Origin of the sequence: Streptomyces fractus, from assembly GCF_049844455.1 — a bacterium.
GTDB classification, from domain to species: domain Bacteria; phylum Actinomycetota; class Actinomycetes; order Streptomycetales; family Streptomycetaceae; genus Streptomyces; species Streptomyces fractus.
On record NZ_JBMYHI010000002.1, the window covers coordinates 2,276,771 to 2,300,310 of the forward strand.

Sequence of the window (23,540 nt, forward strand, 5' to 3'; positions counted from 1 at the left end):
GTCACAGTGACGGAAGTGGCGGTATCCGCACACAGCAACTCATGTGAGACTGGCGTCCCCCGCCCGCCCTGACGTAAGGGACGTACGCCGTGCGTTCTCTCCCGCTCCCGGTCACCCTGACCGCCCGCCTGCTGCCCGTCGCCGTGCTCGCCTGCGCGGGCTGGGCCTACTCGGGCCCCATGGCGGAGCAGTCCGCGAGCAAGGACCACTCCGAGTCGGCGCCGCAGTCGTCCTCGGCGCCCGACAAGCCCGGTGAGGCCGTGGCCTCGAAGACTTATCCGAAGCCGCCGGCTCCCTGCGAGGCGCTGCCCGCCTCCACGATCAAGTCCCTCGTGCCGGACGCCAAGACGGCCGGCAAGGAGCTGTCCGCCACCGACGAGTCGGTCCGCCGCGGCTGCTCGTGGAGCGCCCTGAAGGGGTACGACTACCGCTGGCTCGACGTCTCCTTCGAGGTGAAGGACTCCGACGACCTGGCGAAGAAGGCGTTCGCGGCCGGGGACGGCGAGAAGCGGAACAGCCCGCTCAAGGGCCTCGGGGACGAGGCGCGTGTGACGAGCTCGCTCACGACGAAGGACAAGCAGGACACCCGCGAGTCCGTCGTGACGGTCCGCGCGGGGAACATGCTGCTGACCGTCACCTACAACGGCAGCGACTTCGAGACGAAGCACGCGCCGTCGAACGACACCGTGATCAGAGGAGCCCGCAAGGCCGCCGGGGACGCGGCGGCCTCGCTCGGCAAGGGCTCCTGACTCAGCCCTGGCGCGGCGGCCAGTTCTTGAACCGCTTGGGGCGCGGCGGCGCGTACGTGCGCACCTTCGACGTGCTCAGGCCCATCCGTACGAGCGACTCGGCCACGGTCACGGCCGCCGCGACCCCGTCGACGACGGGCACGCCCGTGCGCGCCTTGACCTCGTCGGCGAGGCCCGCCATGCCGCCGCAGCCCAGGCAGATGACCTCGGCCCGGTCGTCCTCCACGGCGCGCGCGGACTGCTCGACGATGGCCTTGACGGCGGCGTCCGGGTCGCGTTCGAGGTCCAGGACGGCGAGGCCACTGGCGCGTACGGAGGCCAGGCGGTCGGTGAGCCCGGCCAGCTTGAGGCGGTCCTCGATGAGCGGCACGGCCCGGTCGAGCGTGGTGACCACGGAGTACTTGTGGCCGAGGTACATCGCCGTACTGGCCGCGGCCTCGGTGATGTCGACGACCGGGACGTCGAGGAGTTCCTGGAGGCCCTCGCGGCCGTGCTCGCCGTAGCCCGCCTGCACGACGGCGTCGAAGGGCTCCGGGTAGGCGCGGACCGTCTCCATGACGGCGATCGCGGCCAGGTAGCTCTCGTAGTTGCCCTCGCAGGAGTCGGGGCCGAACGCCGGGGTGAGCGGCACGATCTCGGTGCCGGGCGAGGCGACGGCCCTGGCCTGCGCGCCGATGCTCTCGGTCATGTCCTCGGTGGTGTTGACGTTGCAGACGAGAATGCGCATGGCGGGCGACCGCTTTCTTCTTGTTGTGCTTCGAGGTGGTGCGGGAGCGGGGTCAGGCGGCCGGGACCGCGATCTCCTCGCCGTCCTTGTCGTTCGCGATACGGCTGCGGTCCGCGAGGACAACGTAGAGCAGCGCGGCGAGGCCGGCGCCGATGAACCAGGAGAAGCCGGAGAGCGTCTTGAACGCGGGCACGAGGGCGATCACGACCGCGACGGCGGCGGACGGGGCGAACGCGCCGACGGCCCGCAGGTGGAACCCGGAGCGGTAGTGGTAGTCGCCGTCGGCGGCGTCGGTGTAGAGGTCGGGGACGTTGACCCGCGTCTTGCGGACGAGCCAGTAGTCGGCCATCACGACACCGAAGGCGGGGCCGAGCAGCGCGCCGAGCCCGCCGAGGAAGTAGTTCACGACGGTCGGGCTGTTGTAGAGGTTCCACGGGAGGATGACGAGGCCGATGACGGCGCTGACGATCCCGGCCTTGCGGAAGTCGAGCTTCCGCGGGAACAGGTTGACCAGCGCGTAGACGGGCGCGACGAAGTTCGCGAGCAGATTGACCGCGATGGTCAGGACGATGAAGGCGAGCGAGGCGAGGACCATCAGCGGGGTGCTCGGGATGGTCGCGACGATGTCCTCGGGGCCGGAGATGACCGCACCGTTGATCTTGAACTGGCCGCCGGAGAGCACGACGACGATGCCGGCGAAGAACAGCATGTTGAGCGGGATGCCGACCAGGTTGCCCGCGACGATGGCGCGCCGGCTCTTCGCGGAGCGGGTGAAGTCGCAGAAGTTCAGGACGAACGTGCCGTAGATGACGACCCACAGCGCGGCGGACTCGAGGATCTGCCGCCAGGCGTCGAGCCCGGTGGGCGCGGAGCCGGTGGAGACCGCGATGGACATGTCCGACTTGACGAAGATCCAGGCGGCGAGCGCGCACATCGTGATGAGGATGGTGGGCGCGGCGAACGCCATGTACTTGCGGATGAGTTCCATGCCGTAGCTGACGATCACGACCTGGACGACCCACAGGATCAGGAAGGTGATCCAGCCGAGGGTGGACAGGCCCAGGATCGAGTTGTGGTCGAGCGAGGCGGCGCCGGGCGCCAGCTTCTTGATGACGGCGCCGAGCACGGACGCGGCGAGATACGTCTGGATGCCGAACCAGGCGATGGCGACGGCCCCGCGCACGGCGGCGGGGATCTGCGCGCCGCGAATGCCGAAGGCGATCCGGCTCATCACCGGGAAGGGAACGCCGGTCTTCTGGCCCATGTAGCCGGACAGCGTGAGGAGTCCGAAGAGCAGCGCGGAGGCGACCGCGAAGGCGATCAGGATCTGCCAGACGCTGAGCCCGAGCGCGAACAGGCCCACGGCGAACGCGTAGTTGCCCAGGCTGTGCACGTCGTTGCCCCACAGGGTGAAGACGTTGTACGCGCCCCAGCGGCGCCCCTCCTTCTTGGTGGGGGCCAGATCGGGACTGTAGAGACCCGGACTGGTGCGGGCGGGCCCGTCGACACCGGCGGTGGGGGTCTGTTCGTGCACGGCAGCCATGACGCGCTCCTGGATGTCCACGTTTTCCGCGATGAGGAACTTTGTTTCCTCTTGGCGGGAAAACGCTACGGGCCAGTTTTGCGGTAATCAATAGGTGTACGCGAAGAAAACACCGATTCCTCACGGGCGAACTGGCTGCCCAAATCGGGCATTTGGCGAGCGAGCGCACACGCGACGGACCCGCACTCCCGATTTGGTATACCAAACCTGATGGAGTGCGGGTCCGTCAATGAGCCAGGTCACAGAAGCCGGGTGCAGGAGCCGGGTCAGTCCCGGCGCCGCCCCGCCATCAACACCGTGTACAGCACGAGCGACGCGGTGAGGCCCACGGCCCAGCCGTAGTCGGCCAGCGGTTTGAGGAAGGGGATCAGACCGTCCACCGGGAACGGGCCCGCCTTCTCGCCCTTCGCGTTCAGCGTCGAGTACGAGCCGCCGACGGCCAGCACGCCGCCGACCACGAAGACGAGGACGGCCCGCCAGTTCCAGCCGCCGCGGTACCAGTAACGCCCGCCCCGCACATACAGATCGGCGAGGTGCAGCACCGTCCGCCGCACGATCCAGTAGTCGGCGATCAGGATGCCCGCGACCGTGCCGAGCAGACCGCCGACGACGCCGAGCCACGTGAAGATGTACAGCTCAGGCGTCGACGTCAGCTTCCACGGCATGACGAGGACCCCGACAACTCCCGTGATGACGGCGCCCGTTCGGAAACTTATGAGCTTCGGCGCCAGGTTCGCGAGGTCGTACGCGGGCGAGACCACGTTCGCCGCGACGTTCACCGAAATCGTCGCCACGAACACCGTGATGAGCGCGAAGAGCAGCCCGAACACGTTGTCCGTCTTGCCCGCCAGCGCCACCGGGTCCCAGATCGGCGCCCCGTACACCTTCTCCGAACCGGCCGTCACCAGGACCGACATCAGGGCGAACAGGGTCATGGTCGTCGGCAGGCCCAGCGTCTGCCCCCAGACCTGCGCCCGCTGGCCCTTCCCGAAGCGGGTGAAGTCCGGGATGTTCAACGACAGCGTGGACCAGAAGCCGATCATGCCCATCAGGCCGGGGAAGAAGACCTTCCAGAAGTCCGGACCCCAGCCGACCTTCGACGGCTCGTGCAGCAGCGGACCGAAGCCGCCCGCCTTGTTCGCGATCCACACCAGCAGCACCACCGCGCCGACGAGCACGAACGGCGCCGCCCAGTTCTCGAAGCGGCGCAGCGTCTCCATACCCCGGTAGATGATGGCGAGTTCGAGCACCCAGAAGAGGAAGAAACAGAGCCAGAGGGTCCACGGATAGCCGCCGACCTCGGCCGCTCCCGTCCACCCTCCGAAGATCTTCCCGAGGAGTACGAAGATGCCCTGGCCGCCGATCCACGTCTGGATGCCGAACCAGCAGCAGGCCACCGCCGCCCGCACCAGCGCGGGCAGGTTGGCGCCGCGCACCCCGAAGCCGGCCCGCGCGAGGACCGGGAAGGGGATGCCGTACTTGGGCCCCGCGTGCCCGGTCAGCAGCATGGGGAGCAGGACGATGACGTTCGCGAGGGCGATGGTGAGGACGGCCTGTTTCCAGTCCATGCCGAGGGCGACGAGCCCCGACGCGAGCGTCCACGACGGGATGCAGTGCGCCATCCCGATCCACAGGGCCACGAAGTTGTACGTGGTCCAGTGCCGGTCGGCGATCGGGACGGGGCGCAGGTCCTCGTTGGCGTAGGGGCTGCCGGCGGGGTAGGCGTCGGCGGTGAGTTCCACCGCGGGCGGGGATGTTCTGGGAGCCGTGTCGGTCATGAGCAGTCCGTTCTGCGGAATGAGACGGGGACAGCGGCCGTGCGGGGCGGGTGCGGATGCGGGTGCGGGTGCCGTCAACTGCCTTGCCTGGTACGGGTATTGCTCACTCGCTGGTCATGTCACGTCATGCGATGCCATGTCATGTGTGCAGCACGGGAATCACGTCCCGGCCGTACGCGTCGATCACCGCTTCCTTCGCGTCGTGCATCGCGTACACCGCGAACTGGTCGACGCCCAACTCCCGTAGCGCTTCCAGCTTTTCGAGGTGTGCGGCGGGCGGGCCGAGGAGGCAGAAGCGGTCCACGATCTCGTCGGGCACGAACGCCGTGTCCGGGTTCCCGGAGCGGCCGTGGTGCGCGTAGTCGTAGCCCTCGCGTGCCTTGATGTACTCCGTGAGGGCGTCCGGGACCATGCCGGAGTGCGCGCCGTACTTGGCCACCAGGTCGGCGACGTGGTTGCCGACCATGCCGCCGAACCAGCGGCACTGCTCGCGCGCGTGCGCCAGCGCCTGGGGCGAGTCGTCGGCCGTGACGTAGGCGGGCGCGGCGACACAGATCTTGACCGCGGAGGGGTCGCGGCCCGCCGCCTCCGCCGCGTCCCGCACCGCCTTCACCATCCACTCGGTGAGGAACGGGTCGGCGAGCTGGAGGATGAAACCGTCGGCCTCCTCGCCGGCCATCTTGAGCGCCTTGGGCCCGTACGCCGCCATCCACACGGGGAGTTCGGCGCCCGGACGCACCCAGGGGAACCGGACGACGGAGCCCCCGCCGAGGTCGGCCTCCTCGCCCCGCGCGAGCGAGCGGATCACCTTCATCGCGTCGCTGATCCGCGCCAGGGTGTTCGGCTTGCGCCCGGCGACGCGCATCGCGGAGTCGCCGCGCCCGATGCCGCACACGGTGCGGTTGCCATACATGTCGTTGAGCGTCGCGAAGGTCGACGCGGTGACCTCCCAGGTGCGCGTGCCCGGGTTGGTGACCATCGGGCCCACGGTCAGCCGCTCCGTCTCCGCGAGGATCCGGCTGTAGATGACGAACGGCTCCTGCCACAGCACGCACGAGTCGAATGTCCACCCGTACGTGAAACCGGAGCGCTCCGCGTGTTTCATCAGGTCCACGACCGCGGACGCGGGCGGGTCGGTCTGTAGGACGAGTCCGAAGTCCATGGGGAGCCCCTCGTGTTGGGTGCCGAGCCGCCAGTGAAAGGCTCAATCGTGGACTTCCCGGGGAGGCTTGGCAAGAGGCCCTCCGGGTGAGCTCTACGCGCGTCCAGCTTTTGTCACCGCCGAGAGCGGCGCTCCCCCTCGCTGCGCGAGCGGCCGGGGAACGTGCCGAGGTCGGCGATCCGGTACCCGTTCGGATAGCCGCGCACGGTGCTGCTGTCCCGGCCGTGCCGCGGTGTGCTCCGCGCCGGGAGCAGCCGGACGAACCGGCCGCGCATCCTGAGTCCGCCCCGCACCACCCGCTCGACGGCCGGCTTCGGGTCCTTGTAGCCGAACGCGGCGCGCAGCGGCGGGTCCATCAGACAGACGGAGGCGCCGCGCACGGCGGCGCCGAACGGGCCCGGGTACCAGGACGCCATCAGGTCGAGCGTCGCCTCGGACACCGCGTGGCCGCCCGGGTCGTACGCGAAGTGCCGGCGCTCGTAGTCGTCCATGAGGCGCTCGAACTCCTCGTACGTCTCCGGGATGTCCTTGATGTTCATGCGCCGGCCGAGATCGCGGTAGTAGTTGGTGGCCGCGCGCACCTCGTGGCGCGAGTACGGCCGCCACGCGTAGGCGTCCATCCAGCGTTTCGGCACGACGACGAAGGTCGACAGGACGTAGCGGTAGTCGTCGTTGGAGATGTCGTACGCGCCGTGCATCCGGTTCATCCGGCGGACGGCCTCGCGCCCCTCCCCCGCGTCCGGGCCGTGCTCGCCGACCGCGTCGAGGATGAGCACCGTGTCGTCGTACCGCTTCTGCGCGCGCTCAGTGAACTCGCCGGTACGGCCGAGGAGTTGACCGATGCTCGGCACGGCGTACGTCCGATAGAGGGCAAATCCGAGAGCCTGCATGGTGTCCCACGGGAACTCGTACGACGAGCTGATGCCGTAGATCTCGTGGTAGTCGGTGTCGGGATCGAGCCGGCGGATCCGCCGGATCCAGTGGTCGCGCCGCACGCTGGTCCTCCCCGCGCCGTGGCGCACGACGGGGCCGTGTCCCCGACGTGCCCGCCGACCCACCTTCGTACGGCCGCCTTCAAGGATCAAGAGCACCGGCGTACGCGCACGGACGGCGCGCGGGGTGACGGAGGTCACGGGGGCTCGTGGGGCGATCGCGGAATGCGCGGGTCTGCCCTGCTGCTGCACGGGTTGTCGGCCGATCCCTGTCCCAGGGACCGGCCTCCCCGTTCTTCGAAAGGCTTCCTGCACCATGCCGCTGGCCCTCCTGGCCCTGGCTGTTGTCGCGTTCGGCATCGGCACCACCGAGTTCGCCACGATGGGGCTGCTGCCCCAGATCGCCGACGGCATCGACGTGTCGGTGCCGCACGCCGGCAACCTCGTCTCCGCATACGCGCTCGGTGTCGTCGTCGGCGCCCCCGTCCTGACGGGCATCGGCGCGCGCATCCCCCACAAGCGGCTGCTGCTGCTCCTGTCCGGCCTGTTCGTGGTCGGCAACGTCGCGTCCGCGCTCGCCCCGAACTTCGGGCTGCTCTTCGCCGCGCGCTTCCTCGCCGGTCTGCCGCACGGAGCGCTGTTCGGCGTGGGCGCCGTCGTCGCGTCCCGGCTCGTCACACCCGACCGGGCCGCGCGCGCCGTGTCGAAGATGTTCCTCGGCCTGACCGTCGCGAACATCGTCGGCGTCCCGGCGAGCACGGCCCTCGGCCAACACCTGGGCTGGCGCTCCGCCTACTGGGCGGTCGCCGTCATCGGCGGTGTCGCCCTCGCGGCGCTCACCCTCTTCGTCCCGCACCAGCCGCGCGGCGGGCAGACCGGGATCCGGCACGAGCTGCGGGCGATGGGCAACCGGCAGGTGGTGATCGGCCTGGCCACGGCCGTGGTCGGCTTCGGCGGCTTCTTCGCCGTCTACAGCTACCTGGTGCCCATGCTGACCAACGTCACGGGCATCTCCGACTCCTCGACCACCCTGGTCCTCGCGCTCTACGGCGTCGGCATGACCCTCGGCACGCTGATCGCGGGCCCGCTCACGGACCGCGCCCTGCGCCCGACCCTGTACGCGGGTCTCGCCCTGCTCGCGGCGGCGCTCGTGGCGTTCTACTTCGCGGTCCACAGCACGGTGCCCGCGCTCATCGTCATCGCCCTCGTCGGCGCCCTTGGCTCCCTCATCACGACGCCCGTGCAGATGCTCCTGATGGCCAAGGCGGACGCGGCGCCGACCATGGCGGCGGCCTCCAACCACTCCGCCTTCAACCTCGCCAACGCGGGCGGCGCCTGGCTCGGCGGCCTGGCCATCTCCGCGGGCTGGGGCTGGACCTCCCCCACCCTGGTGGGCGCGGCACTCGCCGTCGCGGGCCTCGCCCTGGCCTTCACGGGCGGCTTCATGGACCGCGGCCACCGCCACTCGGACGTGGTCGCCTCGTCCAACCCGGAGCTTTCGCGGCAGCCCGACGGGGTCACGCTGACGAAGCCCTGAGCGCGGCATGGGCGAGGATCGTGGCCGCGAACGAGGCGGGGGACTCCAGGTGAACGGCGTGCGAGGCGGCGGGGATCGTGGTCCACGGCAGGCCGCAGTGGCGGGCGACGGCCGCGACCGAGGCGTGCCGGGACGGCGGTGACTCGGCGCCGGTGGTGAGCAGTACCGGCCCGCAGTCCGGGGCCGGCAGGGCCGGCTCGAAGGTGCGGAACATCGCGAATTCGCGTTCTACGACGCCGGGTGTCGCCGGTGCGTCGGCGAGGGTCCAGCGCGGTCCGTAGAGGGCGTTCCCGAAGCCGGCAACTCCGTTGGTGCGCAGGCCCTCTGCGACGTGGGCGAGCAGGCCGGGCGCCAGTGAGCCGGCGGCCGGCTCGTGGAGGACGGCCGCGCGCAGGGGTACGCCGCGGACCGCCAGTTCCAGGCCCAGCGTGGCCCCGCCGCTCACGCCGGCCACCGTCGCGCCGACGCAGAGGTCCGCGAGCGCGGCGACCTCGGTGTCGAGGTCGCCGGAGCACGGCCGGTCGGGGCGGATCACCTCGTGGCCCGCCCCGACGAGGTGCGGGAGGAGGCCGTCCCAGATGCGCGAGGTGGTGGCGGCGCCGTGGATCAGCACCAGCCGGGGCATGCTCATGGGGCGGGTTCCGCAGAGGGCGCGGTTGCCCGGTGGCCGAGGGTGACGCCGCCGCCGGGCGGCCCCTGGTGCTCGGCGCCTCGGGAAACGTAGACCGCCGTCGTTCCGGCCGCCTCCGGGCGCGGCGCGATCCACGCCTCGGGCCGCTCGCCCTGGGCCAGGTGTGCCATGGCCCGGCGGACCCGGACCACGGCAGCGACACTCACGCGGTTTCCTTCACGGCCGCGAGCCACTGGTCGCTCGTGGCGACGGCGCCGAAGATGCCGCCCTGCATGCTGATCATGTTCAGGGCCGCCTCGTAGTTGCTCCGCTCGGTGGCGCCGGTGCAGTCCGACAGCAACAGGCATTCGTAGCCGCGGTCGTTGGCCTCACGCATGGTGGTGTGCACGCAGACGTCCGTGGTGATGCCGGTGAGCACCAGGTGGGTGATGCCGCGGGTGCGAAGGAGCAGGTCCAGATCGGTGGCGTAGAAGGCGCCCTTGCCCGGCTTGTCGACGATCAACTCGCCGTCGACGGGGGCCACTTCGGGCACGATCTCCCAACCGGCCTCGCCGCGCACCAGGATGCGGCCGCACGGTCCGGCGGAACCGATCTCGGCGCCCATCCGCGCGGAGCGCCAGCGCTTGTTGGCGGGCAGGTCGGACAGGTCGGGGCGGTGGCCCTCCCGGGTGTGGATGACGGTCATGCCCGTCTCGCGGACCGCGTCGAGCACACGCGCGGTGGGCTCCAGACCGGCGCGGGTGAGGGAGATGTCGTAGCCCATGGTGTCCACGTAGCCGCCGGGGCCGCAGAAGTCGGTCTGCCAGTCGATGCACAGCAGGGCGGTGCGGTCGACGGCCACCTCGCCGTCGAAGGGCCAGGTGTACGGAGTCGCGTCGACGGTTGCCATGGTCAGTTCCTTCCGGGCGCGGGCGCGGACGCCTGTGCGGATGCGGATGCGGTTGCGGGTGCGGTGGGCGAGGGGGTCGCGGAGGCGGCCGGGGGCAGCAGCCGTTCGGCGGCCAGGTAGAGGAGGGCGGCGGCGAGCATGCCGGTGACGGCCGAGCAGTACTGCGGCCCCTGGTAGTGCGCGAGCAGGGCGAGGCCCGCTCCGCCGGCCCAGGCGATCAGCGGCGTCGGCCGCAGACCCGGCCCCGTCGGACGGGAGTCGGCCGAGCGGCGACGCGGCAGTTGGTCGGTGATGAGGACCGCGCCGATGGGCGGCACGAAGACGCCCAGCAGGGTCAGCCAGGTCTCGAAGTGCTCCCATACCCCGGCGAGGGCGACGGCCAGGCCGACCGCCCCGATGATGAGCACCAGGCGGCGCATGGTGGCACCGGTCAACTGGCTCCAGCCGACGGCGGCGTTGTAGAGGCAGTGCGCGGAGACCGAACCGAGGTTGACGAAGACGAAGACGACGGCCGCAGCGGTGAGCGGCCCGCTGTGCTCGGTCAGCAGACCGAGGAAGTCGCCGCCCGCGGAGCCGGGCGCGGCGGCGGCGCCCGCGCCGACCACCACGGCACCGACGACCAGCGCCAGGAGGTTGGCGACCGGGAAGGCGGTGAGCGAGGCGAGCACCGCCTCGCGGCCGCTCTTCGACCAGCGGGTGAAGTCCGCGGTCATGGTGCCCGAGTCGACGAACCCGGCGACGACCATGGTGACGCAGGCCCCGAACGCCAGGGCCCCGCCGGCCGGCGCCTGCCCGTCGTACGACAGCACGTCGGACACGCTCGACTCGCGCAGCGCCAACACGATGGCCACGGCGCCGAGTACCAGGTACAGCGGTGCCGCGATCCAGCCGATCGCGGCGAGCGCCCGGATGCCGGCGTAGGCGAGGGCGACATAGAGCACCCCGGCGACGAGCACGGTGACCCGGGTCGGCCAGCCGAGCGCGGTGTGCAGCGTGGCGCCGGTGAGCCCGACCTGGAAGGCGAACCAGCCGATGACGACGGTCGCCAGGAAACCGGAGGCCACGACGGCGCCGCGAGGCCCGAAGGTGACCGCGGCGATGCGGGCGAAGGTGCTGCCGGTTCGTCCCGCGAGGAAGCTGAGCGCCCCGACGTAGCCGCCCAGGATCAGGCAGCCGACGACGATCGCGAGCAGGCCGCGGGCGAATCCGAGGTTGAAGACGATGACTCCGCCGAAGACGGCGTTGGTGAGCACCATCGGAAATCCGAACCAGACAGACGACACCGACAGCAGCGAGCGTCGGTGCTCCGGCGGCACGGGCCGGTCCTCGAACTCGTCCTGGAGTTGCAGGCCGTGGGCGGACTCGGTGGTCGGTGCCGGCGATCCGGCGGATATGTCGGCGTCCGGGCGTACGGATGGCATGAGGGAACTCCAGACGGCGCGGGGGGGATGGAGGCGGGGGCGGCGGGAGCGGGTACTGCCAGGCTTTGCGTGTGTGGGGGGTGGGAAGCGGCAGGAGGACGGGCGGCGCACTCAGCCCTGATGCAGCGCCATCTGCGCGATGGCGTGGGCGGCGCGTCTCTCGACGACATCGAGGGACTCCCCCACGTGCCGACGGAGCGCGGTCAGCGCCTCGGGCAGCCGACGGGCGAGGACATGCTCGACGATCTCCAGGTGCTCGATGATCGTGCGCTCGACGCGGTCCTCGGTGAGGTAGTCGTACATCCGCGCGGGCCGGATCCGGGTGATGACGGACTGGAGCGTCTCGGCCAGCCGGGGATTGCCCGAGGAGCACAGCAGCGTACGGTGGAACTCCTCGTCCTGGAGCACGAATCCGGGGTCCGGGGGCGGCATGTCGGCGCGCAGCGACCGCCAGTGATCGCGCAACGGCTCCAACAGCCGGGCGTCGTGCACCACACCGTCGGACTCCAGCGCGCGGGAGATGCCGCGCAACTCCACGGTGATCCGCAACTCGTAGAGGTCGCGCAACTCGGCGAGGTTGAGGCGGGCGGTGTAGAAACCGTCCGGCACGCGCTCCACAAGACCGTCCGCGACGAGCCGAACCAGCGCCTCCCGGACGGGAGTCCGGGACACGCCGAGGCGCTGGGCGAGGTGCAGCTCCACGAGCCGGGTACGCATACCGAATTCGCCACGCAGCAGCATGCCGCGCAGCTCGGCGTACGTCTCCTCACGCCGATTCCGGCCGCCGCGCCCCGTTACGGAGGGCGCGGACGGCCGTGTCGACATCGGTGTATGCACGGGTGCGTCCATGACCGGAACCGTAGGCAGCGTCAATTTCCGCGGCTTTGAACGCTTGTTGTCGCGCCGTTACGGGACGGGGTGGCGTGTTACGGGGAGGGGCGCGCCGCCGTGCCGACGCCCCGTCGGTGCCGGCCGCCTTGAGGGGGATGGGTTACGCGGAAGGTACGGCGCTCAGCGCCTGCACCACCGCGTCCGCGTCGATACCGTCGACCCCGTTGTCGAGCTCCACGCGGTGGGCGCCTGTCCAGTGGCACTCGGCGCGGGACGCCTTGTCCCAGAAGGCGTCCCAGTCGGCGAGCTTGGACGCGTCGCGCGCGTTCCCGCGGGCGTGGACGCGGGAACGCGCGGTCTCCTTGTCCACCCGGACTCGGACCACCACACACTCCGTACCCTGCGGCCAGCCGTGCCGGGCGGCGGCCGCATCGAGGTATCCGGGGTCGTCGAAGTAGCGGCCGAAGGGAGCGTCGAGGACCACCGGGCGGCCGAGGCGGAGGTTGTCGCCGGCCAGGTCGAGGAGGGTCGCGTATTCCAGGTCCATGACCACTGACTGATAGTACGGGTTGTGGTCCCGTTCGGCCGGGTCCGTGCCGGCCTCGGTGAGCAGGGCCTCGGTCAGGCGCGTGCAGACGGTGTCCTTGTCGAGGTAGGCGGCGCCGGTCCGCTCGGCGACGATCCGGGCGACGCTGGACTTGCCGGACCCGGCAGGGCCGATCGCCAGGTAGAGACGAGGGACGCGAGGGGTGTTCACGGGCGGGCTCCGGGAAGGCGTGGGTCAGGCGGCGACGGCCGTGCGGCGGTCCTTGACGAACAGGAGGTACGACAGGGCCCCCACGATCAGCAGCGCTGCGCCGACGAGGAACACCAGGTGGTAGTTGTTCCCTGTGGCATCCAGGATCGCGCCGGACACGACGGGCGCGGCCGCGGCGCCGAGGAATCCGCCGAAGTTCTGGATCGCGCCGAGCGAGGCGACCTGGTGCTTCTCGGCGATGTCACCGGCCAGCGTCCACAGACAGCCCGACGGGACCTGGGCGGCGAAGTAGCCGACGCACAGCAGGGTCATCGCGAGGCCGGTGCTGTGTACGTAGGCGACGGGCAGGACCGCGAGGGCGGCGAGGGCGGCACCGCCGACGATGGGCACCTTGCGCGCGGTGACCGCCGAACGCCCCGTGCGGACAAGCCGGTTGGACAGCCAGCCGCCGGCCAGGACGCCCGCGATGCCGCACAGGTACGGGAGCGAGGAGAGCCAGCCGGTGTCGGCGAGGCTGAAGCCGCGCGAGGTCTGCAGGTAGCTGGGCAGCCAGGTGAGGTAGACCCACACGGTGTAGAAGATGCCGAAGGCGCCGAGCACCATGAACCAGGTGTTCTTCTCCTTGAACATCTGGCCCCAGCCGGCCTGTGGTCCGACGGCCCGCTGCGCGGCGGCCGCCGCCTCGGCGGCTTCGGCTCCCTTGATCATCGCTTCCTCGCGAAGGGTGGGATCACGGTAGATCCGCAGCCACACAGCGACGACGACCAGGCCCATGGCTCCGATGGCGAGGAACATGCCGCGCCAGCCGAAGGCCAGCAACAGGCCGGTGAGCAGCGGCGGGGCGAGGGCGTTGGCGATCTGCGAGCCGGTGTTGACGATGGAGATCGGCAGGGCGCGCTCTTCCTTGTTGAACCAGCGCTCGTTGACCTTGAGTCCGGCGGCGAAGAACGGCGACTCGGCGACGCCGAGCGCGACCCGTGCCGCGTACAGCGTGCCGAAGGAGGTGGCCGCCGCTCCGACCATGGACACCAGCGACCACAGCCCGGCCGCCCACGCGTACATCTTCTTCGGGCCGAAGCGGTCGATGAGGTACCCGGCGGGCAGGTTGGCAATCGCGTACGGCCAGGAGAAGGCCGCGAGCAGCAGCCCCATCTCGGTCGAGCTCAGCTGGAACTCGCCGGCGATGGTGGTGTTCGCGATGCTGAGCGTCGCCCGGTCGAGATAGTTGACGACGCCGCCGATCACCAGCAGGGCGACGAGCACCCAGCGGATCCTGATCGACTTGCGCAGCGCGGCCTCGCCCTTGTCCAGGTCGAGAGGGACGGGAGGCGCGGCGGTCTGCTCGGCCATGGAAGAGCTCCTTTGCTCCATGAACGGCTGCGGGAACGGTACGTGGCGTGCGTGTGCGGCGGGACAGGCGCCGATCAGGCACGGGCCTCGGCGATGGCGGACAACATGGCTTCGGCGGCCCGCGTGACCTTGCGGTAGTCCCCGTCGGCGCGCGCGGCCTTGGTGACGGAGGAGCCGACGCCCACGGCGGTGACACCGGCGTCGAACCACTCCTTGACGTTGTCCGCGGTGACGCCACCCGCGGGCATGAGCGGGGCCTGCGGCAGCGGGGCCTTGACCGTGCGTACGTATCCGGGGCCACCGAACTCGGCGGGGAACAGCTTCACGATGTCGGCGCCGGCCTGCATCGAGTCGACGATCTCGGTGGGGGTGAAGGCGCCGCTGACGGTGACGGCCTGGTAGCGGTTGGCGGTCGCCAGCATCGCCGGGTTCAGGTTGGGGCTGACCAGGAGGTTGGCGCCGGCCGAGATGCAGTGGTGCGCGGACTGTTCGTCGAGGACCGTGCCGGCGCCGATGACGACGCCGTCCTTGCCGTGACGCTCGGCGAGCGTGGTGATGACGCCCAGGGCTCCCGGCACGGAGAGAGTGATCTCCAGTGCGCGGATGCCGCCCTCGATCGCCGCCTCGGAGACCGCCAGGGCCTCCTCCGCGGTGTCGAGGCGGACGATCAAGAGGGCCCCGGGCCGGACGATCGCGTCCAGGGCGTTAAACTTTGTTCCCATGGCGCAACACCGTAGAACTTGGATTCACACGATGTCACGCCAGTGAGAGCGGAGTCACAGAGCGGGAGCCACGGAGTGGGAGTCACACAGTGAGCGGCGGCAAGGCACCTCTGATCCCCGAGCAGCGCCAGCAGGAACTTCTGCGCCTCCTACAGGGCAGCGGCGTCCTCAGTATCCGTGAACTGACGGACCGGCTGAACGTCTCCCACATGACGGTCCGGCGTGACATCGCCGCCCTGGAGCAGAGTGGTCAGGTCGTCTCCGTCCAAGGGGGCGTCCGCCTCACCGACTGGTCGGGCAGCACGCCGCCCCGCGAGCGCGCCTCACGCGCCGCCCTGGAGATGCCCCGCAAGCAGGCGGTCGCTCGGGCCGCCCTCGAACTCGTCGAGGACGCCATGGTGGTGTACCTCGACGCCGGCACCACCTGCCAGGAAGTCGTCCCGCTGCTCAAGGACCGCACCGGTCTGACGGTGGTCACCAACGACTTCCACGCAGCGCTCGGCCTCATGGCTCTGCCGTCCGTTCACGCGATCCACACCGGCGGAGAGGCCGACGCCGACAGCGGTTCGAGCAGTGGCCCACTCGCGGCCCGGACCGTCGCCGCGCTCAACATCGACGTGGCCTTCCTCAGCACGGGCACCTGGGACCTGTCCCACGGCGTGACCAGCCACAACTCCGACAAGGTCCTGCTGAAGCGGGCCGTCATGGAATCCGCCGCCTCGGTGGCCCTGCTCGCCGACAGCACGAAGTGGGGCGGCGTCGAGCGGTTCACGGTCGCCCGCCTCTCCGAACTCGACACCGTCGTCACGGACGCCGATCTGCCCGCCGAGGTCGCCGGCAGCATCGAGGCACGGGGCCCGAGGGTGCTACGCGCGCAGGCATGAGGGCAGCGGCAGCGCACCGGCAACTCACGGCTGGTTCACACCAATTCACACGGCCGTGCCCCGCCGCGCCTTCCTCAGCCGGTCCCCGGCGCTGAGGATGTGCTCGCTCAGCAGCGCCACCGCCGGCTCGGCGTCGCCCGCCCGGAAGGCGCGAACCAGGTCTGCGTGGGAGTCGACGGACGGGTGCAGGTCGCGGTCCTGGGTGTTGGTGACGTCCAGAAGGACGGTGAACACCGGACGGTACTGGTCCCAGACCGCCGACAGGCGCCGGTGCTGGGCGAGTTCGTAGAACAAGGTGTGGAAACGCAGGTCCGCCTCGGCGAAGGCGGCGGGGTCCTTGGCCTCCGCCGCCCTCGCCATGATCTCGACCTGAGCCTGGAGCGCGTCCGCCGCCGCCTGCCCATCGGCGCGTTCCATGGCGCGCGTCAGAGCGAGTCGCTCCATGGACTCGCGGAGCGTGAACAGCTCGTCGATGTCGTCCTCGTCGAGCCCGGTGACGAACACTCCGCGGCGCCGGGACTCCACCAGGCCCTCGGCCTCGAGGCGGCGCAGCGCGTCGCGGATGGGGCCCCGGCTGACGTCGAAGCTGTCGGCGAGGGTTCCCTCCACGAGGTGGGTGCCAGGCTCGAGTTCACCCTTGACGATCCGACCGCGCAGTTGGTGCGCCACGTGTTCGCCCAGCGGCAGCTGCCGTACCTGATCCACTGCCAGCGGGTTCACGCCTGATCCTCCTTGCAGCCCGTACGCGCACGGGATTCGCTCATGGTCCGTCATATCGTCAACGGTTGACCGGAGACGGATGACCACTATGCCATCGTGTCGGAGTCGGACGTCTCCAGTCGTAGCGGCCGCACCTTCGGCAGCAGGAACGCATACGTAGCCGCGCCGATGAGTGCCACACAACCGGCCGTGAGGAGTGGCACGGCGAACGAGCCGTTGGTCCCCATCAGCACGCCGAGCAGGAGCGGCGACACGATCCCGGCGATGTTGCCCGCCGTGTTCTGGATGCCCGCGATCGAGCCCACGTGGCCAGGGGTCGGAGCCACGTCCCCCGGCAGCGACCACACGCTGGCCGCGGCGAAGGTGGAGCAGAAGTACGAGGCGGACAAGGCGGTCAGTGCCATGCCGACGCTCGGTGAGATGACGGCGAGCGCGATCACGGAGGTGCCGAGCAGACCGCCCACGAGGCAGATCTTCCGGGCCTTGGTGACCGGGGTGCCGCGCCGCACCAGCCAGTCGGAGACGAGGCCGCCGCACCAGCCGCCGATCATCGAGGCAATGCCCGGAACCATGCCAAGGAACCCGAACTTGAGGGTCGACAGGTGGTACGTGTCCACCAGGTAGGACGGGAACCAGGTGATGAAGAAGTAGGCGACGAAGTTGACGCAGAAGAAGCCGAGCATCATCGCCCACATCAGGCGGAAGCGGAACAGGTCACGCCAGCGGACCGCTACCTGCTCGGGAACGTCAGTGACGTCCTGGCCGGCCCTGATGTAGTCGAACTCCGGCTTCTTCAGCTGCCCGTGGCGCTCGGGATCGCGGTAGTACAGCCACCATCCCAGCGCCCACAGGACACCGAGCCCGCCTGCCACCAGGAACGCGGCACGCCAGCCGATACCGGCGACCACCAGGGCGACGAGTGGGATGGACAGGGCGCCCCCGACGGCGTTGCCGTTGTTGAACGTGGCCGAGGCGAAGCCGCGTTCGCTCTGGGGGAACCACTTCGCGACGACCTTGGCGCTGGCCGGGAACGAGGGAGCTTCACCGAGGCCGAGGACCATGCGCAGGGCCACGAGCATGCCGGTGCCGCGGGCGACGCTCATCAGCGCCGTGGCCACGCCCCACCACAGGCTCGCGAAGAAGAGGGCGACCCGCGGCCCGACGCGGTCGGCGAGCCAGCCGCCCGGCATCTGCCCGAACGCGTAGGTCCAGAAGAAGGCCGACATGACAAGCCCGGACATCGTCGAGGAGATGTGGAAGTCCTGGCTGATGTGCGGCAGCGCCACGCTCAGCGTGGCCCGGTCGATGTAGTTGATCGTGATGCCGGCGAAGAGCAGGGCCAGCACCGCGAAACGCACACGGCCGACACGGCGACGAGGTGCTGCGGGCGGCGGGGTGTCGGAACCGGGGCCGGAAGGCCGGGTTCCGGGTTGGGTGGACGTCATCGTGCACCAATACGGTCTCGGGGACGGGAGGAAGCGGGGAAGAAGAGCGGGGGCGCGGGCGAGTGGGTGCGCGCGGTGTTCAGCCGCGGGCCTCGTCGGGCCCCACACCGTTGACGACGGCCCGCGGGGCCTTGCCGGAGAGCACCTGGTCGAGGCTCTCGATCACGGACGAGCGCAGGTTGTGGTACGCCTCGTACGTCACGCCCGCGGCATGCGGGTTGAGCAGGACGCCGGCGCGACCGCGCAGCGGCGAGCCGGCGGGCAGCGGCTCCTCGGCGAACACGTCGAGCGCCGCACCGGCCAACTGCCCCGAGTCCAGGGCGTCCGCGACGGCCGCCTCGTCGAGCACGCCGCCGCGTCCGGCGTTCAGGACGTACGAGCCGCGCGGCATGCGAGCCAGCAGGTCCGCTCCGACGACGCCACGGGTCGCCTCATTCAGCGGCATGTGCAGCGTCAGGACGTCGCAGCGCTCGGCCAGCTCCTCGAGGGAGACATACGTACGATGCGGCTCGCTCGGGTTCGGGTCGTGGACGAGGACGTCCGCGCCGAAGGCATCGAGCCTGCGGGCGACCGCGCGCCCGATGTTGCCGAAGCCCGCGATGCCGACGGTGCGCGCGGACACATCGTGCCCCCGGACCCCCTCGGGGCCCCATTCCCCGCGCTCGATCTTGGCGTGGCCGAAGGCAAAGGGCCGCAGCAGATAGAGAAGGGCACCCACGGTCCAGTCGGCGACGGCATCGGTGTTGAAGCCGGGCAGGTTGGCCACCGGGATGCCCCGCTCCGCGGCCGCCACGTGATCGACGCCGTCGAAGCCGACCGCGACCGACTGGATCAGCCGGCAGTGCGGCATCGCGTCCATCAGTTCCGCCGTGATGCGGCGTTCCTTCTCCAGCGGAGCGAGGACGATGGTGGCCGTGGACAGCGTCTCGAGGTGGTCCCGCGGGTCCTCGTCGGGGCCGATCTCGGAGATGCGGAGGTCCTGGTGGCCGGGGAGCAGCCGACGCAGTTCCGCAGGGCCGAGGTCGTTCAAGTGGTAGAGGCTGACGAGGTGTTCTTGCTGGGCGGGCATGGGTGCGCTCCGGGGTGATGCGGGGTTCGCTTGCGACCCCTGCGGCTCGTGACGCCGATCATCCTCAGGCGTACGATCGGCAACCGTCAACGGTTAACCGTTAACGAAATGCCCAGGACTCCCGCACCGCCACCCGAAAACATGAGGAAATCTGCAGCCATGTCCCTTTCCGCACCTGCGCAGTCCACGGTCATCACCCCACTGACCACACCGTTCACTCCCACCGGCGCCGTGGACCTGGCCGCCGCCCGCGAGCTGTTCCACTTCACCGCCGCCACGACAGGGCAGTTGATGATCGCGGGCACCACCGGGGAGTTTCCCGCCCTGGACCGCACGGAACGGCTGCAGCTCCTCGAACTGGCCCTTGAGACGGCCGGCCCCCAGGCCGTGATGGCGCACACAGGCGCCCCCGACGCGCACACCGCTGTAGCCCTCACCCGGGACGCTGTCGCCGCCGGCGCCACCCGCATCGCGGCACTCACGCCGTACTACTTCGCCGCCGACGAGAGCGAGCTGCTCGACTACTTCCGCCGGGTGCGCGAGGCCGCGGGCGACGCGGAGCTGTACGCGTACCTGTTCCCCGAGCGCAGCGGGATCACAGTCGACCCCGAGCTGTTCGCGCGGCTCGCCGCGGACTGCGGATTCGCGGGTGTCAAGCTCAGCGGCTCCCCCTCCACCGAGGTCGCCGCCTACCGATCCGCGCTGCCCGCCGACTTCACCGTCTACTCCGGAAACGACGCGCTGCTCACCACGGTCCTCGACGAGGGAGGCGCCGGGGTGATCTCCGGCTGCTCCGGCGCGCTGCCCGAACCCTTCCTCGAACTCGCCGCGGCCCACCGCGCCGGCGCCCCGGCCGACGAACTCGCCCGCCTCCAGGACCGCGTGGACAGGGTCGTCGCGCTACTCGGCCCCAGCACCGGACGCATCAAGCACGCTCTGACAGCACGCGGACTTCCCGCCGGCACGGCACGCATGACCGTCGGCCACCCGGACGAGCGGACGGCCGCGGAGATCGAGAAGCTGGTCGCCGACCTGGTCGCCTGACGCTCATGTGGCCCGGCCTCGCGCCGCTGCTGGTACACCCACACCCGCGACGCCGCGCACCTTCTTGGGCAATGCCCCGGCTGGGCCAGGGTGTTCGCGCACATGCCCGCCGAAACACGTGATGGCCGCGATGGGCGGGTCCGCGCCGGACTTGAGTCCTTCCACCCGAAGAACCCCGGTACCTCGAAGTACGATCAGGTGATGGACCAGACGCCGGCCGGCATCGGTTACGCAGGCGGCTGATGCCGACCGCTACGAAGAGATCTGTGGTGATGCGACGTCGCACCACCACAGGCTGCTTCGTCCTGCTAATCACTCCTCTCGGCCTCCTCGCCTACTTCTGGTACTCGGCCTGGCATACCGGAAGGGTCAACAGCCAGCGCGAGCAGGCAGCCGAGGCATCCATTCTTCAGCGGGCCCACCGCGCCTCGGATGCGACAGCCCGCGCGCTGAAGGCCAGCCGCTTGACTGCCCCCGACGCACTGACAGATGCCATCTGGCAGCACACCCACGCCCCGGTGATCGCCTACGACACGTCGCGCGACACCTTCACCGCGACAGCCTTCTGGTCGGCCACATACACCGAGGCGGGTCTCGTGATCGGTGGCGGCCCGATCACGTTGGATCGCTGCTTCGCTCTCGTCGCCAGCCGCACGCCCGCCGGGATCTGGGCCGCTCGGCTGTCCGAACGCGACCGCGAGGCTTGCTCCTCAAGCCGCAGGATCGGCGGGGCTGTGGCGACCAACAGCACATCTACAACGTCAAGAAAGTCATCCGGAACAAGCAAGCGACCGTGATGGGGGTCCGGCGCGTGTGTCACGCCCACTGACGTCAGCCGCTCGCCCGGCATGTTCTTGATGAGGTGCAGGGCCCGCTTCACGCGCCCCGCGACCTCGGACGCGAGCGCCGGACAAGTCTCGGCACGCCCACTGGCCACCTGCTGATCCGCCAGCCGTACATCGCCTGGCCGGCCGTACCCATCACTCCCTCCGGAAATGTCCAGAGCGTAGTGCGCGCCATGCGAGTCGAGCAGCCGGCCCCCTCTTAATCGAGGTACTGACACGTCCCCCGCGGCATATACACCCCGTGCCCTGCCCGCCCCGTGAACTCCCGGTCCGTTACCACGAGTTCGCCGCGGGACAGGACCGTCTCGACCTGTCCCGTGAGCCGTTTGCCCTCGTAGGCCGAGTAGTCGACGTTCATGTGGTGGGTGGCGGCGGAGATCGTCTGCTCGGCCGTCGGGTCGTAGATCACGATGTCCGCGTCCGCGCCCGGCGCGATCGTGCCCTTCTTCGGGTACAGGCCGAACATCCGGGCCGGCGAGGCGCAGGCGATCTCGATCCAGCGGCGGCGCGAGATGTGGCCGTCGACCACGGCCTGGTGGAGGAGGTCCATGCGGTTCTCGACGCCCGGCATCCCGTTCGGGATCTTCGAGAAGTCGCCGCGGCCCAGCTCCTTCTGCCCGCTGAAACAGAAGGGGCAGTGGTCGGTGGAGACGACCTGGAGGTCGTTCGTGCGCAGGCCCCGCCACAGGGCCGCCTGGTGCTCCTTCGGGCGAAGGGGCGTGCTGCACACGTACTTGGCGCCCTCGAAGTCCGGCTCCGCCAGGTTGTCCGTCGACAGGAACAGGTACTGCGGGCACGTCTCACCGAAGACCGGGAGGCCCTCGTCGCGAGCGCGCGCCAGCTCCGCGAGCGCCTCCTGCGCCGACACGTGCACCACGTACAGGGGCGCGCCCGCCACCTGCGCCAGCTTGATCGCGCGGTGCGTCGCCTCCGATTCCAGGAGGGACCTGCGGACCTGGCCGTGGTAGCGCGGGTCGGTCTCGCCGCGGGCCAGCGCCTGCTCGACCAGGACGTCGATCGCGATGCCGTTCTCCGCGTGCATCATGATCAGGCCACCGTTCTCACCGGCCCGCTGCATCGCCCGCAGGATCTGCCCGTCGTCGGAGTAGAAGACGCCGGGGTACGCCATGAACTGTTTGAAGGACGTCACCCCCTCCCCCACCAGCAGGTCCATCTCCTTCAGCGTGTCCTCATGGACGTCGGAGACGATCATGTGGAAGCCGTAGTCGATGGCGCACTGGCCGTCCGCCTTCGCGTACCAGGCGTCGAGGCCCTCGCGCAGGGAGTGGCCGACGGTCTGGATGGCGAAGTCGACGATCGTCGTCGTGCCGCCCCACGCCGCCGCCCGTGTCCCCGTCTCGAAGGTGTCCGAGGCGTAGGTGCCGCCGAACGGCATCTCCATGTGGGTGTGCCCGTCGACGCCGCCAGGGATGACGTATTTCTGCGAGGCGTCGATCGTGCGCGCGTCCGTCCAGGACGCGGCGGTGTCGCTCCCGGTGGCCGCGAGGGCCACGACGCGGCCGTCCTCGATGAGGACGTCGGCGTGCATCTCGTCGGCGGCGGTGACGACGAGACCGCCGCGGATGACCGTTCGGACGGCGCTCATGTGCTCCTCCAATGACAGGTGATCAGGGGCGGGTCAGCGGCTCGTACGCCTGCGGGTTGCGGTCGCGGTAGAACTGCCAGCGGTCGCGGACCTCGCGCAGTTTCGCCATGTCGAGCTCGCGGACGACGAGTTCGGGCGCCTTGTCGTCGGCGACCTCCCCCACGAACTGACCCTCGGGGTCGACGAAGTAGGAGGTGCCGTAGAAGTCGTTGTCGCCGTACTCCTCGATGCCCACGCGGTTGATCGCGCCCACGAAGTACTCGTTGGCGACCGCCGCCGCCGGCTGTTCGAGCTGCCAGAGGTAGCGGGACAGGCCGCGCGATGTGGCCGACGGGTTGAAGACGATCTGGGCGCCTTCGAGGCCCAGTGCGCGCCAGCCCTCCGGGAAGTGCCGGTCGTAGCAGATGTAGACGCCGATCTTGCCGACCGCCGTGTCGAACACCGGCCAGCCGCTGTTGCCGGGGCGGAAGTAGAACTTCTCCCAGAAGCCCTTGACCTGCGGGATGTGCGTCTTGCGGTACTTGCCGAGGTAGCTGCCGTCGGCGTCGATCACGGCGGCCGTGTTGTAGAGGACGCCCGGCTGCTCCTCCTCGTAGACGGGAAGGACGAGGACGATGCCGTGTTCGCGGGCGAGGGCCTGGAAGCGCTGGACGACGGGTCCGTCCGGCACCGATTCCGCGTACTCGTAGAACTTCGCGTCCTGCACCTGGCAGAAGTAGGGGCCGTAGAACAGCTCCTGGAAGCAGAGGACTTGGGCGCCCTGGGCGGCGGCGTCGCGGACCGCCTGCTCGTGCACCTTGATCATGGACTCTTTGTCGCCGGTCCATGCGGTCTGGAAGATGGCGGCGCGGATCACGGGGCTCATCGGGACCTCCCACGGTTCTTCGATGGCGCGGAT

At 70.2% G+C, this 23,540-nt stretch carries 24 protein-coding genes; 6 read left to right on the top strand and 18 right to left on the bottom strand.

All coding sequences use genetic code 11. From position 1 onward, the window contains the following. Positions 1-89: 89 nt before the first annotated feature. Entirely contained in the window at positions 90-749 is a 660-nt protein-coding gene (locus tag ACP4E5_RS12180) for a hypothetical protein (RefSeq protein ID WP_425827867.1), read from the top strand. 1 nt (position 750) lies between these two features. On the opposite strand, the gene ACP4E5_RS12185 is transcribed toward ACP4E5_RS12180, so the two are convergent. The 5 genes from ACP4E5_RS12185 to ACP4E5_RS12205 form a co-directional block, all read right to left on the bottom strand. After that, the gene (locus ACP4E5_RS12185; protein WP_425827869.1) at positions 751-1,476 is read right to left on the bottom strand and encodes an aspartate/glutamate racemase family protein; all 726 of its coding nucleotides are present in this window, start codon (positions 1,474-1,476) and stop codon (positions 751-753) included. 52 nt (positions 1,477-1,528) lie between these two features. Next, positions 1,529-3,019, bottom strand: coding sequence for an NCS1 family nucleobase:cation symporter-1 (locus ACP4E5_RS12190; RefSeq protein ID WP_425827871.1), 1,491 nt, complete (start codon positions 3,017-3,019; stop codon positions 1,529-1,531). Between the two features lie 266 nt (positions 3,020-3,285). Continuing rightward, the gene (locus ACP4E5_RS12195) at positions 3,286-4,797 is read right to left on the bottom strand and encodes an NCS1 family nucleobase:cation symporter-1 (RefSeq protein WP_425827873.1); all 1,512 of its coding nucleotides are present in this window, start codon (positions 4,795-4,797) and stop codon (positions 3,286-3,288) included. A 139-nt stretch (positions 4,798-4,936) separates the two neighbouring features. Next, complete coding sequence (locus ACP4E5_RS12200; protein ID WP_425827875.1) at positions 4,937-5,959, bottom strand: TIGR03842 family LLM class F420-dependent oxidoreductase; 1,023 nt, start codon at positions 5,957-5,959, stop codon at positions 4,937-4,939. A 113-nt stretch (positions 5,960-6,072) separates the two neighbouring features. After that, on the bottom strand, positions 6,073-6,954 hold the full coding sequence (locus ACP4E5_RS12205) for an oxygenase MpaB family protein (RefSeq protein WP_425827877.1): 882 nt from the start codon (positions 6,952-6,954) through the stop codon (positions 6,073-6,075). A gap of 253 nt (positions 6,955-7,207) precedes the next feature. On the opposite strand from ACP4E5_RS12205, the gene ACP4E5_RS12210 reads away from it, so the two are divergent. Then, on the top strand, positions 7,208-8,428 hold the full coding sequence (locus tag ACP4E5_RS12210) for an MFS transporter (RefSeq protein ID WP_425827879.1): 1,221 nt from the start codon (positions 7,208-7,210) through the stop codon (positions 8,426-8,428). Here the strand turns inward: ACP4E5_RS12210 and ACP4E5_RS12215 are convergent. The 8 genes from ACP4E5_RS12215 to ACP4E5_RS12250 form a co-directional block, all read right to left on the bottom strand. Further along, positions 8,409-9,059, bottom strand: coding sequence for an alpha/beta fold hydrolase (locus ACP4E5_RS12215; RefSeq protein ID WP_425827881.1), 651 nt, complete (start codon positions 9,057-9,059; stop codon positions 8,409-8,411). The genes ACP4E5_RS12210 and ACP4E5_RS12215 overlap by 20 nt on opposite strands. After that, the gene (locus tag ACP4E5_RS12220; protein ID WP_425827883.1) at positions 9,056-9,265 is read right to left on the bottom strand and encodes a hypothetical protein; all 210 of its coding nucleotides are present in this window, start codon (positions 9,263-9,265) and stop codon (positions 9,056-9,058) included. The genes ACP4E5_RS12215 and ACP4E5_RS12220 overlap by 4 nt, the downstream gene beginning before the upstream one ends. Beyond that, positions 9,262-9,948 carry a biuret amidohydrolase gene (biuH, locus tag ACP4E5_RS12225; protein WP_425827885.1) on the bottom strand — a complete coding sequence of 229 codons (687 nt, stop codon included), beginning with the start codon at positions 9,946-9,948 and terminating at the stop codon, positions 9,262-9,264. Before biuH ends, ACP4E5_RS12220 begins: the two co-directional genes overlap by 4 nt. Before the next feature lie 2 nt (positions 9,949-9,950). After that, complete coding sequence (locus ACP4E5_RS12230; protein ID WP_425827887.1) at positions 9,951-11,369, bottom strand: cytosine permease; 1,419 nt, start codon at positions 11,367-11,369, stop codon at positions 9,951-9,953. Positions 11,370-11,480: 111 nt separating this feature from the next. Further along, on the bottom strand, positions 11,481-12,218 hold the full coding sequence (locus ACP4E5_RS12235; protein WP_425827889.1) for a GntR family transcriptional regulator: 738 nt from the start codon (positions 12,216-12,218) through the stop codon (positions 11,481-11,483). Positions 12,219-12,360: 142 nt separating this feature from the next. Further along, on the bottom strand, positions 12,361-12,957 hold the full coding sequence (locus tag ACP4E5_RS12240; RefSeq protein ID WP_425827891.1) for a P-loop nucleotide/nucleoside kinase family protein: 597 nt from the start codon (positions 12,955-12,957) through the stop codon (positions 12,361-12,363). 24 nt (positions 12,958-12,981) lie between these two features. After that, on the bottom strand, positions 12,982-14,307 hold the full coding sequence (locus tag ACP4E5_RS12245) for an MFS transporter (protein ID WP_425827893.1): 1,326 nt from the start codon (positions 14,305-14,307) through the stop codon (positions 12,982-12,984). 74 nt (positions 14,308-14,381) lie between these two features. Next, positions 14,382-15,029 (bottom strand): bifunctional 4-hydroxy-2-oxoglutarate aldolase/2-dehydro-3-deoxy-phosphogluconate aldolase, encoded by a 648-nt coding sequence (locus ACP4E5_RS12250; protein ID WP_425827895.1) that lies wholly within the window; start codon positions 15,027-15,029, stop codon positions 14,382-14,384. Between the two features lie 89 nt (positions 15,030-15,118). Between ACP4E5_RS12250 and ACP4E5_RS12255 the strand changes: the two genes are divergently transcribed. Continuing rightward, positions 15,119-15,913: a DeoR/GlpR family DNA-binding transcription regulator gene (locus ACP4E5_RS12255; protein WP_425827897.1), complete on the top strand. Its 795-nt coding sequence runs from the start codon at positions 15,119-15,121 to the stop codon at positions 15,911-15,913. Positions 15,914-15,958: 45 nt separating this feature from the next. Here the strand turns inward: ACP4E5_RS12255 and ACP4E5_RS12260 are convergent, their stop codons facing one another. The 3 genes from ACP4E5_RS12260 to ACP4E5_RS12270 all read right to left on the bottom strand — a co-directional run bounded on the left by ACP4E5_RS12260 (position 15,959) and on the right by ACP4E5_RS12270 (position 19,147). Continuing rightward, positions 15,959-16,633 carry a GntR family transcriptional regulator gene (locus ACP4E5_RS12260; RefSeq protein WP_425827899.1) on the bottom strand — a complete coding sequence of 225 codons (675 nt, stop codon included), beginning with the start codon at positions 16,631-16,633 and terminating at the stop codon, positions 15,959-15,961. An 86-nt stretch (positions 16,634-16,719) separates the two neighbouring features. Then, positions 16,720-18,078: an MFS transporter gene (locus ACP4E5_RS12265; RefSeq protein ID WP_425827901.1), complete on the bottom strand. Its 1,359-nt coding sequence runs from the start codon at positions 18,076-18,078 to the stop codon at positions 16,720-16,722. A 79-nt stretch (positions 18,079-18,157) separates the two neighbouring features. Then, positions 18,158-19,147: an NAD(P)-dependent oxidoreductase gene (locus ACP4E5_RS12270; RefSeq protein WP_425827903.1), complete on the bottom strand. Its 990-nt coding sequence runs from the start codon at positions 19,145-19,147 to the stop codon at positions 18,158-18,160. Positions 19,148-19,306: 159 nt separating this feature from the next. On the opposite strand from ACP4E5_RS12270, the gene ACP4E5_RS12275 reads away from it, so the two are divergent. The 3 genes from ACP4E5_RS12275 (at position 19,307) to ACP4E5_RS12285 (ending at position 20,988) form a co-directional block, all read left to right on the top strand. Beyond that, positions 19,307-20,191: a dihydrodipicolinate synthase family protein gene (locus tag ACP4E5_RS12275; protein WP_425827905.1), complete on the top strand. Its 885-nt coding sequence runs from the start codon at positions 19,307-19,309 to the stop codon at positions 20,189-20,191. A 102-nt stretch (positions 20,192-20,293) separates the two neighbouring features. Next, positions 20,294-20,434 carry a hypothetical protein gene (locus tag ACP4E5_RS12280; protein ID WP_425827907.1) on the top strand — a complete coding sequence of 47 codons (141 nt, stop codon included), beginning with the start codon at positions 20,294-20,296 and terminating at the stop codon, positions 20,432-20,434. A 29-nt stretch (positions 20,435-20,463) separates the two neighbouring features. Then, a complete protein-coding gene (locus tag ACP4E5_RS12285) occupies positions 20,464-20,988 on the top strand; it encodes a hypothetical protein (RefSeq protein WP_425827909.1) in 525 nt (174 codons plus the stop codon). 247 nt (positions 20,989-21,235) lie between these two features. Here the strand turns inward: ACP4E5_RS12285 and hydA are convergent, their stop codons facing one another. Next, on the bottom strand, positions 21,236-22,642 hold the full coding sequence (gene hydA / locus ACP4E5_RS12290) for a dihydropyrimidinase (RefSeq protein WP_425827911.1): 1,407 nt from the start codon (positions 22,640-22,642) through the stop codon (positions 21,236-21,238). A gap of 22 nt (positions 22,643-22,664) precedes the next feature. Then, complete coding sequence (locus ACP4E5_RS12295) at positions 22,665-23,507, bottom strand: nitrilase-related carbon-nitrogen hydrolase (protein WP_425827913.1); 843 nt, start codon at positions 23,505-23,507, stop codon at positions 22,665-22,667. Between the last annotated feature and the right edge of the window lie 33 nt (positions 23,508-23,540).

Coding starts and splice junctions, on each gene's coding strand:
- ACP4E5_RS12285 (WP_425827909.1), top strand. CDS start 20,464: ATGCGACGTCGCACCACCACAGGCTGCTTCGTCCTGCTAATCACTCCT.
- ACP4E5_RS12185 (WP_425827869.1), bottom strand. CDS start 1,476: ATGCGCATTCTCGTCTGCAACGTCAACACCACCGAGGACATGACCGAG.
- ACP4E5_RS12235 (WP_425827889.1), bottom strand. CDS start 12,218: ATGGACGCACCCGTGCATACACCGATGTCGACACGGCCGTCCGCGCCC.
- ACP4E5_RS12280 (WP_425827907.1), top strand. CDS start 20,294: ATGCCCGCCGAAACACGTGATGGCCGCGATGGGCGGGTCCGCGCCGGA.
- ACP4E5_RS12230 (WP_425827887.1), bottom strand. CDS start 11,369: ATGCCATCCGTACGCCCGGACGCCGACATATCCGCCGGATCGCCGGCA.
- hydA (WP_425827911.1), bottom strand. CDS start 22,642: ATGAGCGCCGTCCGAACGGTCATCCGCGGCGGTCTCGTCGTCACCGCC.
- ACP4E5_RS12270 (WP_425827903.1), bottom strand. CDS start 19,147: ATGCCCGCCCAGCAAGAACACCTCGTCAGCCTCTACCACTTGAACGAC.
- ACP4E5_RS12265 (WP_425827901.1), bottom strand. CDS start 18,078: ATGACGTCCACCCAACCCGGAACCCGGCCTTCCGGCCCCGGTTCCGAC.
- ACP4E5_RS12295 (WP_425827913.1), bottom strand. CDS start 23,507: ATGAGCCCCGTGATCCGCGCCGCCATCTTCCAGACCGCATGGACCGGC.
- ACP4E5_RS12245 (WP_425827893.1), bottom strand. CDS start 14,307: ATGGCCGAGCAGACCGCCGCGCCTCCCGTCCCTCTCGACCTGGACAAG.
- biuH (WP_425827885.1), bottom strand. CDS start 9,948: ATGGCAACCGTCGACGCGACTCCGTACACCTGGCCCTTCGACGGCGAG.
- ACP4E5_RS12275 (WP_425827905.1), top strand. CDS start 19,307: ATGTCCCTTTCCGCACCTGCGCAGTCCACGGTCATCACCCCACTGACC.
- ACP4E5_RS12250 (WP_425827895.1), bottom strand. CDS start 15,029: ATGGGAACAAAGTTTAACGCCCTGGACGCGATCGTCCGGCCCGGGGCC.
- ACP4E5_RS12215 (WP_425827881.1), bottom strand. CDS start 9,059: ATGAGCATGCCCCGGCTGGTGCTGATCCACGGCGCCGCCACCACCTCG.
- ACP4E5_RS12195 (WP_425827873.1), bottom strand. CDS start 4,797: ATGACCGACACGGCTCCCAGAACATCCCCGCCCGCGGTGGAACTCACC.
- ACP4E5_RS12200 (WP_425827875.1), bottom strand. CDS start 5,959: ATGGACTTCGGACTCGTCCTACAGACCGACCCGCCCGCGTCCGCGGTC.
- ACP4E5_RS12210 (WP_425827879.1), top strand. CDS start 7,208: ATGCCGCTGGCCCTCCTGGCCCTGGCTGTTGTCGCGTTCGGCATCGGC.
- ACP4E5_RS12190 (WP_425827871.1), bottom strand. CDS start 3,019: ATGGCTGCCGTGCACGAACAGACCCCCACCGCCGGTGTCGACGGGCCC.